Source organism: Actinoplanes sp. CA-030573 (assembly GCF_050951115.1).
In the GTDB taxonomy this organism is placed as follows: domain Bacteria; phylum Actinomycetota; class Actinomycetes; order Mycobacteriales; family Micromonosporaceae; genus Actinoplanes.
Genome location: NZ_CP192038.1, coordinates 7,720,604 through 7,735,144 on the forward strand (window position 1 = coordinate 7,720,604; position 14,541 = coordinate 7,735,144).

Below are 14,541 nucleotides of genomic sequence, written 5' to 3' on the forward strand. Positions count from 1 at the left end.
GGTGCGCGACCCCGGCGGCCTTCCGCTGATGCTCCGCGGCCTGCCCGTGGTCGACGAGGTCATCGTCGTGACCCCGGCCCCCGTCTCGCTCGCCGCGTGCCCCGACGCGCGCGTGATCCGTCCCGGCCGCCCCGGCCCCGGCAACGCCCTGGCCACCGGCCTGGCGGCCGCGACCGGCGACGTGATCGTGACGCTGAACGGCGACGGCTCGACCGATCCGGCCGAGATCCCGCGCTACGTCGAGGCCCTGGTCGCCGGGGCCGACGTCGTGCTCGGGTCCCGCTACCGACCCGGCGGCCGGGACCTGACCGGGGGCCGCTTCCGCCGGTGGGCCGCCCTGCTCCTGGTCGGGATCGTCAACATGCTGTTCCGCACCCGGCGCACCGACGTCGGCTTCGGGTATGCCGCGCTGTGGCGCGACGTGCTGGGCGGCCTGGATCTGCCCGACCCGTCCGGCCGCCTGGGCGCGACGTGGGGGGACGGGCCGGAGTTGCTGCCGATGCTGGCGCTGCGGCCGGCGGCCCGGGGGTTGCGGGTGGCCGAGGTCGCAAGCGTGGCCTATCCGCGCATGGGCCGCGCGTTGCGGGCCGAGCGGCCCGGCGCCGGGCACTGGTTGCGCGTGATAGCCGCCGAACACCGCCGGCGCCGCGGCCGGCACTGGCGGCCTCCGGTTCCGGAGGCCGCCGGGGTTGCCGATCCCGGTCCTGGCTCGTCGGCCGGCACCGCGGGCGGTCCGTTGGCCGACGGGGTCGATGTACTGCCGGTTCGGCGGGCCGACGGGCTCGATGAACTACCGATTCGGCGGGCCGACGGGGTCGATGTACTGCCCGTTCGGCGGGCCGACGCTCCCGCCGAGCCGAAGCGGCGCGCCCGCGGCCGTCGCTGGACCGACGCGGCCGGCCGTCCCGAGTCCGCTGCCGCCGCGGGTCCCGGCACCCCTCCTTCGTCCTCGCCCTCGCTCCCGCCACCCCGGCAAATCGGATTTGCCGCCCGAAGCGGCGAGGGACCCGCGGGCCGGCCCGCATCGGACCAGCAGGGTTCCGCCGAGCCGCTCTGGGGCCCGCCCCGCCGCCGCCCGTCCCCCGCGCGCGACCTGTGGCGGGCCGGCGACAACCCGATCGCGCACCAGTCGCCGCGCCCGATCGCCAACGGCACACCCGACCCGCTGCACCTCGGTCACACCGGCCGGACGACCGGCCCGGACACGAAGCCGCGCTCAGCCGAGGACGGCCGTCCCGACCCGTCCGCGCCGCCGCAGCCCCCGGCCCAGCGCGAGGTAGGCACCAAGCGCCGCCGCATCGAAGGCCTACGCCAGCGCCCCGACCTGCGCGTCATCAACGGGGAGGGCACCGGCGGAGGCCGCACCCGAAGCGGTCGCCTGCGTCCGGTCCCGCGGGAGAGCTAGACCCCCAGGGCGACGAAATCAGGCGCGGTCGCGCAACCTGGGCAGGATCTGGTCGGCGTACAGGCGCAGGAAGCGCTCCTGGTCCGGCCCCGGCGCGTGGAACACCAGGTGCTTGAAGCCCATGTCGAGGTACTCCGCGACCCGCGCGCCGTGCTCGTCGGGGTCGTCGGAGCAGATCCAGCGCGTGACGGTGCGGTGGACCGGCAGGGCGTCGGCTCGGCGCTGCATCTCGATCGGATCCTCGACGCCGGTCTTCTCCTCCGGCGAGAGGGCCAGCGCGCCCCAGTAGTGGGTGTCGTTGCGGGCCCGCTCCATGTCCTCGTCGAAGGAGACCTTGACCTCGATCATCAGGTCCAGGTCGTCGAGCTTGCGCCCGGCCTTCGACGCGCCCTCGGCGACCGCCGGCAGCAGGGTGTCGGTGTAGAGCTCGTGGCCCTTGCCGCTGGTGGTGATGAAGCCGTCGGCGATGCGGCCGGCCAGGCGGGTGGCGGCGGGGCCCGAGGCGCCGATGTAGATCGGGACCTGCGTGTCGGGTTTGTCGTAGATCGTGGCGTTCGTGGTCCGGTAGAACTGGCCCTCGAAGGTCACCCGGTCCTCGGTCCACAGCTTCTGGATGAGCTGGACCGCCTCCTTGAGACGGGCGAAGCGCTCCTTGCCGTCCGGCCACTCGGTGCCGAGCGGCACCTCGTTGAGCGACTCGCCGGAGCCGACGCCGAGCACCACCCGGCCGGGCGCCAGGCAGCCGAGGGTGGCGAACGCCTGGGCGACCACGGCGGGGTGGTAACGGAAGGTCGGGGTGAGCACGCTGGTGCCGATCAGCACCCGCTCGGTACGGGCGGCGAGCGCACCCAGCCACGGCAGGGCGGCCGGCGCGTGGCCCCCGTCATGCCGCCACGGCTGCAGGTGGTCGGAGATGAAGACCGAGTCGAAGCCGAGCTTTTCCGCCAGCTCGCCGTAACCGAGAAGCTCCGCCGGCGAGAACTGCTCGGCCGACGCCTTGTACCCGAACCGAATCATGTCCCCGACACTAGCCCGCGGCCCGGTACGCCTCACCCGCAGCCGTCGGAGAATCCCCGTCCTTGTACAGCCCGAAGTCGACGCTGTCGCCCACGGCCGGCAGCCCGAACCACGCGTACCGCTCGACGTACGACCGGCTCTGCAGGCCCGACGTGCTGCCGTTGATGAACGTGACCAGCTGGGACGAGGACGGGTACTTCGGCGAGCCGGAGAAGTTCATCAGGCCGAACTCGGTGACCCAGATCGGCTTGTTGTAGCGCTTGTGCACGGCGTCCACGTAGCCGAGGAACTGGTTGACGGCGGCCGGGGAGAAGTCCGACCCGTACCAGTGCAGGGTGATGAAGTCGACGCGGTAGCCCTTGTCCTTGGCGCCGGTCATGAAGCGGTCCAGCCAGCCGCCGGGAGTGTCCCCGCCGTACGCGACGGAGGGCGAACCCAGCCGCAGGCCGGTCGCCTGGAGCTGGGGCCACTGAGCCAGCGCGTCCTCGACGCTCATGTCCGCCTGGCCGCTCATGTCCGGCTCGTTGAACGCGAGCAGCGTGTCGCCCTCCCGTTTGACCTCGGCCAGCTTCGCGTCGGTGACGTCGCCCTTGGCCCGGATCATCGGCACGAACGCGACGCCGGCCGGGCCGGGCATGTCGTTGTTGTTCGAGCTCCAGTTGTAGTACCAGCCGGCGCCGACGTCGGCGAGGGCGGCCTTGAGGCCGGTAAACTGCCAGACGCCGACGCCCTTCTTCTTGCTCGCCTTGGCCGTGACCACCACGACCGGCTTCTTCGAGGGCGTACGCGAGGGGCCGGCCGACGGGGACACGGAGGTCTTCGACGGCGACGGCGACGGCCGGGCGCTGGTGGGAGCGACCGAACGGGCGGGCGTGGTGACGACGGCGGCGGTGGGTGTCCGGGGCGGCGGGTCGCTGCGGTACACCACGACGGCCGCGGCGGTCCCGGCCACGGCCGTCGTGGCGAGCGCGGCGGTGAGCACCTTCTGCGAGACGCCCAGGCTGATCTTCGCGAAGAGGTGCGCGCCCGCGGCCTTTCCGGTGAGGGCGGTGGCGGCGCCGGCGCCCGCGCCGATCTTCACGCCGAGGCCGGCCGGAACCGGGACGAGCAGCATCCCGGCCAGCAGGCGCTCGGCCGACACCAGGTTGTCCCAGGCCGGGATGCAGTAGGGGCAGTCGCGGGTGTGCCGGGCGATGCGCTTGCGCCACAGGGCGCTCGGCGTGCCGTCCCAGTGCACGGTGATCAGGCGCAGATCGGGGCACGGCGGCTGGGCGGCCAGCGCCCGTACGACGACGCGGGCCGTCTCGAGCTGACCCTTCATCCGCTGGATCCGGACCGCCGCGTGCTGACGGCTGACCTCGGTCGCCTCGACGATCTCGTCCCGGGTCAGCTCGCCCGAGGCCTCGAGCCACCACAGCGACAGCAGCTCGCGGTTGTCCTCGTCGAGCCAGCGGGTCGCCTCGGCCGTCTCCCGGCGCTGCCCGGACAGCTCGAGCCGGGTGATGGCCAGGTCGGTGAAGTCGGCGCCGGGATCGCGTACGTCCTCGTGAACCAGCGCGTCGGGCGCGCCGCGACGGGCGCGGAACCGCTCCCGCACCTGGCGCACGGTGATCGCCACCAGCCAGGACCGGAACGACTCGGGCTCGCGCAGGTCGCCGAGGTTGCGCAGGACCCGCAGCATCACGTCCTGGACCACGTCGTCGACGTCGGCGTGGCCCTCGAGCGCGCGGCCGACGATCGTGTAGACCAGCGGCAGGTAGCCGGCGACGAGCCGGTCGACGGCGGCCGGGTCACCGGCGCGGGCCGCGACGACCGTCGCGACGTCGGGTTGGTCCGCCATGTTCCTTGCCTTTCGTCGTACGTCCCGGCCGCGGGTTTCGGCAGCCACGAGGAGGGAGACGTGCGCGCCGTCCATGGATAACACGTTTCTCACAAGCACCCGGATGAGCGAGGCCACGATTAGGGACGCCGCGCTCCGGGCACAGAAGATGTCATGCGTATGACAGTCCGGCTAGATCTGCCGCGTGAGGCCGGCAGCGTTCCCGCCGTGCGCCGACTGCTGCGCAGCACCCTCGCCGTCCTGCACGTGGACCGCCAGTCCGGCGACGACCTGGAGCTGGCGATCACCGAGGCCTGCGCCAACGTGGTGCACCACGCGTCAGGCACGGAGAGCTTCGAGGTCCTGCTCGAGGTCGCCGAGGACCACTGCGCGATCGACGTCCGTGACGAGGGGGCCGGCTTCGACCCCACCGCCGTCGGGACGCCGGAGGCCGGCAGCGAACGGGGACGCGGCCTCTTCCTGATCAAGGCGCTCGCCGAGAACGTCCGGATGCACTCCGCGCCCCGCCGCGGCAGCCTCATTCATTTCGAGAAGTCTTTCGCCTAGGGCGCGTCACCCGCATCGGAGGCCAGCGCATATCATGCTTGCCGCCCAGCAATTATTGCCGGCCGCGAAAGGAGATCGAGTGTCCGACGGCCCGCTGACGGTCGGCGCGCTGCTGCGCGCGGCGCCGCCCGATCGCCTTCCCGAGGTGACCGCGGAGCACCTGCGCAGCCGCTACGCCGCGAATCGGATCGAGGTGCTGCTCGGTGACCTGAGCCTCTCCGTCCTGCGGCCGGTCCTCGACCCCGACGGCCCGTCCGGCGGCCCCCTCGAGCAGCGTTGCTTCGGCAGCCAGCTGTCGGTCGTCGAGCCGCGCGCCGACGGCGGGCCGGCCCGCGTCGTGCTGCCGCTCACCGTCTGGGGCGACCGGATCGGCGTGCTGCGGCTGGAGACCGCCGAGCCGGTCACGCCGGAGCTGACCGCCGAGCTGACGGCCCTCGCCGGTGAGCTGGCCATGGCGCTGCGCACGGCCGACCACGACACCGACCGCTACCACCGCATCCGCCGGCGGGAACGGCTCACGATGGCCGCCGAGCTCCAGTGGGACCTGCTGCCCGGCCGGTCGCTGAGCGGGGAGCGCTTCCGGCTGGCCGGCGCGCTCGAGCCGGCGTACGCCGTCTACGGCGATCACTACGACTGGGCGGTGACCGGCGACCGGCTCACCGTGACGGTGCTCAACGGGCACGGCGACGGCATCGAGGCGACGCTGCTGACGGCGATCGCGGTCAATGCCATGCGCAACGCCCGGCGGTCCGGGGCGGGCATCGTGGAACAGGCCGAGCTCGCGTCGGATGCGGTCTACTCACGCAACGGCGGTAACGCGTACGTGGCCACGCTCTTGCTCGAGATCGGTCTGACCGACGGTGTGGTCGAGGCGGTGGACGCGGGCTCGCCGCGCGCGATGATCGCGCACCACAGCGAGATCCGGCCGCTCACCCTCGATCAGCAGCTTCCGCTCGGCATGTTCGGCGACAACCGGTACGAGACGCAGAAGTTCCAGCTCGAGCAGGGCGACCGCCTCCTGGTCGTCAGCGACGGCGTGCATGCCGCGGCGCCCGGCGACCGGCCCGAGTTCGGCTCGTCGGCACTGCTCGCGGCCCTGCGCCGGACGCGGCTGCAGCCGCCGTCCGAGGCCGTCGGCACGGTGATCCGGTCGCTGCGCGCCTACCACGACGGGATCGAGGCCGGCGATGACGCCGTCATCGTCTGCTTGGATTGGATGCGCTAGAGGGGCTTGAACCGGTCGTCCCGGGGGTAGTCGGCAGGGCGACATCGGCTTGCCACGCCGCAGAACAGGGATATATCCGACATGGACGACCGGGTCACCGACGTCGCCGCGGCCATCGAGGCAGCGGTGGAGTCGCTCGTGTCCGTTCTGGACGCCGCCCGCCTGGCCCACTCCCCCGCGGTGCCGCCCGCCCAGCTGCGCGTTCTGATGATCGTCTCGAGCAACCGGCACACCAACATGAGCCGGTTGGCGGAGGCGCTCGACGTCGTGCCGTCGTCGGCGAGCCGGCTCTGCGACCGCCTGGAGGCGACCGGCCTGCTGCGCCGGGTTCCCGATCCGCGCGATCGCCGGGAGGTGCGGCTGATGATCACCCAGTCCGCCCGCCGGCTGCTCGACCAGTTGCGCGACCGGCGTCGCGAGGCCCTCGCCGACGTGCTCGACCGGATGACGCCGGCGGCCCGGCACGACCTGCTGCGGGCACTCCAGTCGTTCGCGGCGGTCGCCGATGCGCAGGACGAGGACAACGAGCAGGGCTTGCGTACGGCGTGAGGTAGCGTCCGCCTCATGCGCATCGGCATCGTGATCCTGCCCGACCAACGCTGGTCCGTCGCCGCCGAGCGATGGCGTCGCGCCGAGGAGTACGGCTTCGACCACGCCTGGACGTACGACCACCTCGGCTGGCGTGATCTCGCCGACGGCCCCTGGTTCGACGCGGTGCCGACGCTGACCGCGGCCGCCACCGTCACCAGCCGGATCAAGCTCGGCACCTACGTGGCGTCGCCCAACTTCCGGCACCCGGTGCACTTCGCCCGCGAGGTGACCGCGCTCGACGACATCTCCGGCGGCCGGCTGCTGCTCGGGATCGGCGCGGGCGGCACCGGGTTCGACTCCGCCGTGCTCGGCGAGCCGGAGCTGACCCCGCGGCGGCGGGTCGACCGCTTCGCCGAGTTCGTCGACCTGCTCGGCACGATCCTGACCAACCCGGCGACGACCTGGAACGGCGAGTGGTACCGGGCGGTCGACGCGCGCAGCATCCCGGGACCGGTCCAGCAGCCGCGCCCGCCGTTCATCCTGGCCGCCAACGCCCCGCGCATGCTGGCGCTGGCCGCCCGGCACGGCGACGGCTGGGTGACCACCGGGCCGCAGGCCGACGACGCCGAGTCGTGGTGGCGCGCGGTCGGCGAGATCGTGGCGCGGTTCGAGGAGGCGATGACGGCCGCCGGCCGCCCGCTGGACGCGATCCCCCGCTATCTGAACCTGGACTCGTCACCGGTGTATTCGATGACCAGCGTCGACGCCTTCACCGATGCGGCCGGACGGGCCGCGGCCCTGGGCTTCACCGATGCCATCACCCATTGGCCGCGGGCCTCGAGTTGGTACGCGGGAGACGAAAAGGTCCTGGAATCGGTCGCCGCGCGGTTACCGCGCTTGCCGGCGGGAAACTAGCGCCCGTTGGCGGCGCGGTACGCGTCGGTCACGCTCTGCGGAATGCGGCCCCGCTCGGAAATCTGGTGCCCGTTGGCCTGCGCCCACTCGCGGATCGACCGGTTCTCGTCGCGGGACGTGGCGGTGCGGCCACCGGCGGCGCGACGGGCCGGGATGCGCCCGGAGCCGCGGCCGAGACGGGTGCCGGCGTTGATGAACGGGTCGAGCGCCTTGCGCAGCTTCCCGGCATTGGCCTCGGAAAGGTCGATCGTGTAGTTAATGCCGTCGAGGCTGAACTCGACGGTGCGGTCAGCCTTCTTTCCGTCCAGATCGTCGATCAGCGTGGTGATGACCTGCCGCGCCATAACTGCTCCCGAACAAATCAGATCCCGAGTCAATCCGAACAGCCGGGCCCAGTGTTGCTCGTAAGGGGCTTGTTGCGCAACTCATCGCGCCAGAATTAGCAATTCTTTCCCGCTGTGGCCGGTCCGTTATTCAAATGACGGGACGGCATTCACAGCAATCCGTGCGGAAAGACCGGGTGGCCGGGGGCCACGCGGATCACCTAGGGTCGCAGGCATGGACGACCGGGCCGCGTGGGAGGAACAGCGCCGCCGAGCCATCGACGGGCACGCCGCCGCACTGGCCGCCGGCCGCGACGCCGAGGCCCGGCAGGCCGCCGACCTGCTGACATCGTTCGTCCGCCGGGCCGCCGAGCGCGGTCTGCCGCCGCATCCGTTGTCCGCCCGCAGCTTCGACGGCCGCGCCACGTACCGCACCAAGGTCCGTGGTTGGTATCTGAAGTCGAATCGCTCGGTCGCGGTCGGCGAACACGGCGAGTATTACGTCCTGACCGTTCCGTCATCGTTGCGCGCCCGGTTCACCGGCGCCGATCTTTCCCCCAGCAAGCCCCGGCTGATCGTCGGCGCGGGCGGCGGCGACGGCGAGACCATTCCGCTGGCCCGACTCCTCGACCAGCGGCTCGACGCGGGAGTCTCCTGGCCTTGACCCTTCTCACCCCTCGCCCTCTGCTCGCCTCCGTCCTGACCGCGCTGGTGGCCGTCATCCCCACGGCCGCGTCCCCCGCGCGTGCCGCGGACATTCCGTGTCCCAAGCCGAACGTGGCCAAGCCCAAGGGCATCCCGCCGCGCCCGGTGCCGCCGCCGGACAACCCGGCGAACAGCGTGGTCGGCGGCGACGATCTGGCCACCCACGGTCTGGTCATCCCGCCGGGCGCGAAGCAGCCGCCGGCGGTCACCGCGACCACCTGGATCGTCGCCGACTTGGACTCCGGCCAGGTGCTCGGCGCCTGCGGGCCGCACGTATACCAGACCCCGGCGAGCGTGCAGAAGACATTGCTGGCGGCCACGGTGATGGACAAGCTCGACCCCGGCCAGACCATCACGGTGGTACGCAGCGACCTCGACATCGAGGTGAACAGCTCGGCCGTGGGACTGGTCGTCGGCGGCCGGTACCCGATCTCCACGCTCTGGCTCGGGCTGCTGCTCAACTCGGGCAACGACGCGGCCAACGCGCTCGCCCGGATGGCCGGCGGCGGCGGTTCCGACGGTGTCGCCAAGACGGTCGCGGCGATGAACGCCGAGGCCCAGCGGCTGGGCGCCTACCAGACGCACGCGGTGACCCCCAGCGGCCTGGACGGCAAGGGTCAGTTCACCAGCGCGTACGACCTGGCGCTGATCGCCCGCAAGGACTTCGCCAACGCGGATTTCCGCAAGTACGTGCTGACGAAGTCGGCCCAGATGCCGGCCCAGCCGCAGCTGAAGCAGAAGGGCTTCCAGTTCCAGAACGAGAACAAGCTGATCTACAACTACCCCGGCGCGATGGGCGGCAAGACCGGCTTCACCACGGTCGCCCGGCACAGCTACGTCGGCGGCGCCGAGCGCAACGGCCGCCGCCTGGTGGTCACCCTGCTCGGCGCCGAGGCCCACCCGCTGCGGGGCTGGCAGCAGGGCGCCGCGCTGCTGGACTGGGGCTTCTCGCTGCCGAAGGATGCCGCGGTCGGCAAGCTGGTGACGCCCGAGGACGTGGCCGCCGAGCAGTCGAACGCCCAGGCCCGCGCCGAGTCGACCACCGCCACCGGCAAGGCGAAGGCCGCGCCGGTGTTCCGCTCGGGCGGCAAGGACATGACGACCATCCTCACCGCGGCCGGCGTGGCCCTGCTGCTGGCCGGCACCCCGCTGCTGCTGTTGCTGACCCAGCGCCGCCGCCGGCGGCCGGTCCGCCGGCCCGGCGGCCAGGGCGCGTATCGGTAAGCAGAGCGATTTCGCTCAGCTGAGCAGCAACCATCTCGCTCAGCTGAGCAGCAACCATCTCGCTCAGCTGAGCAGCAACCCGAGCACCCAGACCACCGCCACCCCGAGCGCGGCCGTGAACTCGATCAGCATGGACATACCGGCCGCGCCCAGCGCCTTCCGAGTCGACGGCCACGCCTGGGCGGCGCCGACGCGCAGGTGCTCGACCAGGTAGACACCGAGCACGAAGCCCAGGATCAGGCCGATCACCGGGACCACGAAGAAGCCCACCAGCCCCAGCACGCCGCCCGCGAACAGGGCCGCGTTCGGGATGCCGGCGTCCTTCAGGCGCTTGCCGGGCACCAGGTACTTCACCAGGGCGCCGAGCACCGCCACCAGCGTGGCGAGAACCAGGACCACCCACTTCACGGCGCCCGGGGCGTCGCCGAGGAACGCCCACAGGGCGACGCCGCACCAGCTCAGCAGCAGACCGGGCAGCACCGGGATCACCACGCCGACCACGCCCAGCGCGACGGCGATCCCGGCGATCAGCGTGATGCTGCCACCGGTGTCACTGAGGTCCATGGGACCAGCGTGCCCGGTCGGGCGCCGGCTCTAAACACCGCAACTTGGCGGCACCTCAGCGTGACCGTAAGTCGTACCCCTGGTCACCCAAAGTCTTCTCCTGTCAGCCGGTGAGCCCCCCAGCAACGGGGCCGCCGACAACACAACGGGGGAACAACATGACCACGACCGTGACGAACGCCGCCGAGTCCGCGCCCGCCGCGACTGTGCTCTCCGCCGCCGAGCAGGAGGAGCTGATCCGCACCCACATGCCGCTGGTCGGCCACCTGGTGCGCGACATGCTCACCCGCATCCCGAACCACATCCACCGCGACGACCTGACCAGCGCCGGCCTGCACGCGCTCGTCACCGCGGCCCGTGGCTGGGACCCGGACCGTGGCATCCCGTTCCACCGCTTCGCGAGCACCCGCATCCGCGGCGCCATCCTCGACGAGCTGCGCTCGCTCGACTGGGCGACCCGCTCGGTGCGGACCAAGGCCCGCGCCACCGACACCACCCGTCAGCAGCTGACCACCACGCTCGGCCGCACGCCGACCGCCGACGAGCTGGCCCAGGCGCTCGGCACCACGACCAACGACCTGCAGCGCACCGACACCGACGTGCAGCGGGCCACCGTGCTCTCGCTGCAGGGCTTCACCACCAGCAGCGCCGACGACCTGGTCACCGAGAAGACGCCGGGCCCGGAGGACATGCTGCTGCGCCGTGAGCAGATCGGCTACCTGCACCACGCGATCGGCTCGCTGCCCGAGCGGCTGCAGACCGTCATCACCGAGTACTTCCTGCACGAGCGCCCGATGGCCGACATCGCCGCCGATCTCGGCGTCACCGAGAGCCGGATCAGCCAGCTGCGGGCCGAGGCGCTGTCGCTGCTCAAGGACGGCCTGAACACGCACCTCAACCCGGAGCTCGCGCCGGTTCCCGACAACCCGGACAGCATCACGGCCCGCCGCCGCGCCAACTACTACGCCAACATCGCGAACAGCACGTCGGTGCGCAGCCGGCTCGCGATGACCAACGCACACGGGCACACCTCGTACAGCCACGGTCGCGTGCCCGCCTCGGCGGCCTGACGCTCGCACGCCCGAAGGGCCCGGCACTCACGTGCCGGGCCCTTCCGTGTACGGCCGCGAAATCGTCAGTCGATGCCTTCGACGATGCGGAAGTCGCGCTCGACGCCGTCGGACAGGGCGGCCAGCGCCTCCTGGTCCAGCGGGGACGAAGGACGAGCTCAGGCGAGCGCGTTCAGAACCTTGGGCAGATCGGTCGTGTGCAGCACGCCGAGCCGTCGCGTCGCGCGCGTCACGGCCACATACAGGTCCGACAGACCCCGCGGGCTCTCCGCGATGATCTCCTCCGGCTCGACCACGACGACCGAGTCGAACTCGAGACCCTTCGCTTGCCGTACGGTCATGAGCACCACCTGGTTCAGCAGGTCCGGCTGCTCACCCACGGCCGCGCCGGGCACGGCCTCGACCAGGTGCCGGCCGAGCTCGTCCTCCAGCCCCTCCGGGACGAGCACGCCCACGCGGCCCTCCCCGACTTCGGAGGCTTCCACGCGTACGGCCGCAATCACCTCCGCCGCCAGCGCGGGCCGCGGCACCCGCAGTGACCAGGGCTCGACGCCCGCGGACCGCACCGACCGCGGCGGCTGCAGCGCCGGGTCGACCGCCGCCAGCACGTCCGCCGCCACCGCCATGACCTCGGCCGGCGTGCGGTAGTTGACGGTCAGCTCGACCAGGTTCCAGCGCTGCGCGACGTAGGGCTCGAAGACCTGCTCCCACCCGGTCGTGCCGGCCAGCTCCGAGGTCTGCGCCACGTCGCCGACCACCGTCATCGAGCGGCTCGGGCAGCGCCGCATGAGCAGCCGCCACGCCATCGGCGACAGCTCCTGGGCCTCGTCGACGATCACGTGCCCGAAGACCCAGGTACGGTCGGCGGCGGCCCGCTCGGCGGCGGTCCGCGTGTCGAGCACCTCGTGCCGCTCGACGAAGGCGCTCGCGTCCACGACGTCGATCGCCGACAGGATCTCCTCCTCGGCGTCGTCCTCGAAGTCCAGCGAGCGCGAGCCCTCGACGATCTCGAGCACGCCCTCCGCGTACTCGATCGCCTCCCGCCGCTCCATCGCCGCCTGCCGCTTCTTCAGCGTCTCGTCGGCGCCCAGCAGCTCGGCCAGCTCGTCGAGCAGCGGCACGTCGGCCGGCGTCCACCGGGCGTCGTGATCGCGCAGCAGCAGCGCCCGCTCCCCGGCCGTCAGATCGGCCGCCGCCGACGCCAGCCGGTCGGCGTCGCCGAGCAGGTCGCGCAGCACCGTGCGCGCGGTCAGCACCGGCCAGAAGTCGAAGAGCGCCTGCTGGACGTCGATGTCCTCGCGCAGCTCGCGCCGGGTCTCGGCGAGGTCGGCCTCGGAGAGCAGGTTCTCCCCGCCCAGCGGGTCGGCGCCGATCCGCTCGGCGATCTGCAGCGACAGCGCGTGGATCGCCTCGGTCACGAAGATCTGCCGGGCCACGTTGTGCGGCCGCCCCGAGCGGCGGGCCGCGGCCCGGGCGTCCTCGAGCACCGCCCGCTCGATGCGCAGCGGGTAGCCGTCGTGGTCGACCTCGACGTAGTCGCGGGGCACGGTCTGCCGGTCGGCGACCGCCCGCTCGAGCACGCCGAGCATCGCCAGCCGGCCCTTGACCGCGGCCGCCGCCGGAGGCTCCACGCCACGGGCCCGCACCCCCGGGTACATGTCGCCGAGCGTGGCCAGCAGCACGCCGGTCTCGGCCAGCGACGGCAGCACCTGGGAGATGTAGCGCAGGAAGGTGGTGTTCGGCCCGAGGATCAGCACGCCCTGCTTGGTGAGCTGGGCGCGGTACGTGTAGAGCAGGTACGCCGCCCGGTGCAGCGCGACCGCGGTCTTGCCGGTGCCCGGCCCGCCCTGCACGACCATGACCCCGTTGAGCCCGGCCCGGATGACCTCGTCCTGCTCGGCCTGGATGGTCTCGACGATGTCGCGCATCCGGCCGGTGCGGGTGGCGGTCAGCGCCGACAGCAACGCCGCCTCGCCGGTCACGTCCTCCCGGCCGCCCGCGGCCGCTCCCGACCCGAGGTCGAGCACCTCGTCGTCGATGGCGGTCAGGGTGCGGCCCCGGGTGCGCAGGTGCCGCCGGCGGGTGACGCCGTCCGGCGAGACCGCGGTCGCCAGGTAGAACGGGCGCGACGCCGGGGCACGCCAGTCGACCAGCAGCGGGTCGCGGTCGTGCTCCTCGGCGGAGAGCCCGAGCCGGCCGATGTAGCGCGGCTCGCCGTCGTGGAAATCGAGGCGGCCGAAACAAAGGCCGTTCTCGACCGCATTCATCTGGGCGAGCTGCTCGGCGTAGTGGGATCGGGTGGCTTCCCGCTGGGTGCGGCCCTGCGGCGTGCCGCCGGCCTCCAGCAGAATGCCCTTCAAACGGTGATCGGCCTGCGCACGGAGGTGATCGAGACGCTGGTAGAGGGTGGTGAGGTACGCCTGCTCGGAACGGAGGTCGTCCGCGGCGGAGCTTGACAATGCCACTCCCCTTTGTGGTAACATTCGCCAGTCAGCGGCCATTGATGGTCGCTTTTTTTGTGCTCGACAAACGGCCAGAATAGCCCATCGATTGGCGTGCCCCAACAGGTGACGGCTCTGTCGCCCATCCGTCAATGTTTCCGGCGAGCCGTTACGCGCGGCGGCCGATCGACATTAGTCCCGGCATGAACCGCAACCACCCGATCCGACGTCTCGGCGCGCTCGCCCTCACCGCGGCCGCCGCCCTCACCTTCGCCACGGCGTGCACCGGCGGAGACGACGACGCGCCGGCCGGCAACGCCGCCCAGGCCGCGGCCGGCGGGCCCGAGCCCAAGACCATCGAGGGCGCCCGGGCCGCGGCCCAGACCGTCTTCGACCGTTTCGCGGGCGGCGACTTCGCCGGCGCCTGGGACATGTACACCGCGGCCGGCAAGGCCGCGATCAGCAAGGACGACTACGTCAAGCTCAACCAGGCGTGCTCGCGCAAGGGCCTGGCCATCCAGCTCACCAGCGCCCGGATGGACGGCACCGACAAGGCGATCGTGATCGCCAAGCAGCTCGTGGCGGCCCAGTCGTACACGATGGTGTACGAGAACAACGCCTGGAAGCTGGAGCCGGCCAAGGAGGGTCTCGCCCTCTACAAGCTCGGCGCGGCCAAGGCGATCGCGGCCCAGAAGAAGGCCGGGACCTGCGCCGGCCAGTGACACAGCGAAGTGC

The 14,541-nt window shown here is 72.2% G+C and carries 14 protein-coding genes and 1 pseudogene; 9 read left to right on the top strand and 6 right to left on the bottom strand.

The features are described from left to right. Position 1 precedes the first annotated feature (1 nt). Positions 2-1,405, top strand: coding sequence for a glycosyltransferase (locus tag ACQP2F_RS35570; RefSeq protein ID WP_433295355.1), 1,404 nt, complete (start codon positions 2-4; stop codon positions 1,403-1,405). Positions 1,406-1,423: 18 nt separating this feature from the next. On the opposite strand, the gene fgd is transcribed toward ACQP2F_RS35570, so the two are convergent. Continuing rightward, complete coding sequence (gene fgd / locus ACQP2F_RS35575) at positions 1,424-2,422, bottom strand: glucose-6-phosphate dehydrogenase (coenzyme-F420) (protein ID WP_433295357.1); 999 nt, start codon at positions 2,420-2,422, stop codon at positions 1,424-1,426. Between the two features lie 10 nt (positions 2,423-2,432). Beyond that, on the bottom strand, positions 2,433-4,262 hold the full coding sequence (locus ACQP2F_RS35580; RefSeq protein ID WP_433295359.1) for a sigma-70 family RNA polymerase sigma factor: 1,830 nt from the start codon (positions 4,260-4,262) through the stop codon (positions 2,433-2,435). Positions 4,263-4,415: 153 nt separating this feature from the next. On the opposite strand from ACQP2F_RS35580, the gene ACQP2F_RS35585 reads away from it, so the two are divergent. The 4 genes from ACQP2F_RS35585 (at position 4,416) to ACQP2F_RS35600 (ending at position 7,479) form a co-directional block, all read left to right on the top strand. Beyond that, complete coding sequence (locus ACQP2F_RS35585; protein ID WP_433295361.1) at positions 4,416-4,808, top strand: ATP-binding protein; 393 nt, start codon at positions 4,416-4,418, stop codon at positions 4,806-4,808. A gap of 79 nt (positions 4,809-4,887) precedes the next feature. After that, a complete protein-coding gene (locus ACQP2F_RS35590; protein ID WP_433295363.1) occupies positions 4,888-6,033 on the top strand; it encodes a PP2C family protein-serine/threonine phosphatase in 1,146 nt (381 codons plus the stop codon). 81 nt (positions 6,034-6,114) lie between these two features. Further along, positions 6,115-6,582 (top strand): MarR family transcriptional regulator, encoded by a 468-nt coding sequence (locus tag ACQP2F_RS35595; RefSeq protein WP_433295365.1) that lies wholly within the window; start codon positions 6,115-6,117, stop codon positions 6,580-6,582. Between the two features lie 15 nt (positions 6,583-6,597). After that, positions 6,598-7,479: an LLM class flavin-dependent oxidoreductase gene (locus ACQP2F_RS35600; RefSeq protein ID WP_433295367.1), complete on the top strand. Its 882-nt coding sequence runs from the start codon at positions 6,598-6,600 to the stop codon at positions 7,477-7,479. Here the strand turns inward: ACQP2F_RS35600 and ACQP2F_RS35605 are convergent. Further along, positions 7,476-7,823 carry a histone-like nucleoid-structuring protein Lsr2 gene (locus tag ACQP2F_RS35605; RefSeq protein WP_433295369.1) on the bottom strand — a complete coding sequence of 116 codons (348 nt, stop codon included), beginning with the start codon at positions 7,821-7,823 and terminating at the stop codon, positions 7,476-7,478. The genes ACQP2F_RS35600 and ACQP2F_RS35605 overlap by 4 nt on opposite strands. Before the next feature lie 214 nt (positions 7,824-8,037). Here ACQP2F_RS35605 and ACQP2F_RS35610 point away from each other — a divergent pair, with 214 nt between their 5' ends. Then, positions 8,038-8,466 (top strand): hypothetical protein, encoded by a 429-nt coding sequence (locus ACQP2F_RS35610; RefSeq protein ID WP_433295371.1) that lies wholly within the window; start codon positions 8,038-8,040, stop codon positions 8,464-8,466. After that, positions 8,463-9,731, top strand: coding sequence for a D-alanyl-D-alanine carboxypeptidase family protein (locus ACQP2F_RS35615; RefSeq protein WP_433295373.1), 1,269 nt, complete (start codon positions 8,463-8,465; stop codon positions 9,729-9,731). The genes ACQP2F_RS35610 and ACQP2F_RS35615 overlap by 4 nt, the downstream gene beginning before the upstream one ends. A gap of 63 nt (positions 9,732-9,794) precedes the next feature. On the opposite strand, the gene ACQP2F_RS35620 is transcribed toward ACQP2F_RS35615, so the two are convergent. Continuing rightward, positions 9,795-10,295 carry a DUF456 domain-containing protein gene (locus tag ACQP2F_RS35620; RefSeq protein ID WP_433295375.1) on the bottom strand — a complete coding sequence of 167 codons (501 nt, stop codon included), beginning with the start codon at positions 10,293-10,295 and terminating at the stop codon, positions 9,795-9,797. 158 nt (positions 10,296-10,453) lie between these two features. On the opposite strand from ACQP2F_RS35620, the gene ACQP2F_RS35625 reads away from it, so the two are divergent. Continuing rightward, the gene (locus ACQP2F_RS35625; protein WP_433295376.1) at positions 10,454-11,365 is read left to right on the top strand and encodes a sigma-70 family RNA polymerase sigma factor; all 912 of its coding nucleotides are present in this window, start codon (positions 10,454-10,456) and stop codon (positions 11,363-11,365) included. 65 nt (positions 11,366-11,430) lie between these two features. Here the strand turns inward: ACQP2F_RS35625 and ACQP2F_RS35630 are convergent. After that, a pseudogene (locus tag ACQP2F_RS35630) lies at positions 11,431-11,499 on the bottom strand (DUF1330 domain-containing protein); the annotation flags it as partial. A gap of 24 nt (positions 11,500-11,523) precedes the next feature. Continuing rightward, a complete protein-coding gene (locus ACQP2F_RS35635) occupies positions 11,524-13,848 on the bottom strand; it encodes a HelD family protein (RefSeq protein WP_433307725.1) in 2,325 nt (774 codons plus the stop codon). 161 nt (positions 13,849-14,009) lie between these two features. On the opposite strand from ACQP2F_RS35635, the gene ACQP2F_RS35640 reads away from it, so the two are divergent. Next, entirely contained in the window at positions 14,010-14,528 is a 519-nt protein-coding gene (locus ACQP2F_RS35640) for a hypothetical protein (protein ID WP_433295378.1), read from the top strand. Positions 14,529-14,541: the final 13 nt, after the last annotated feature.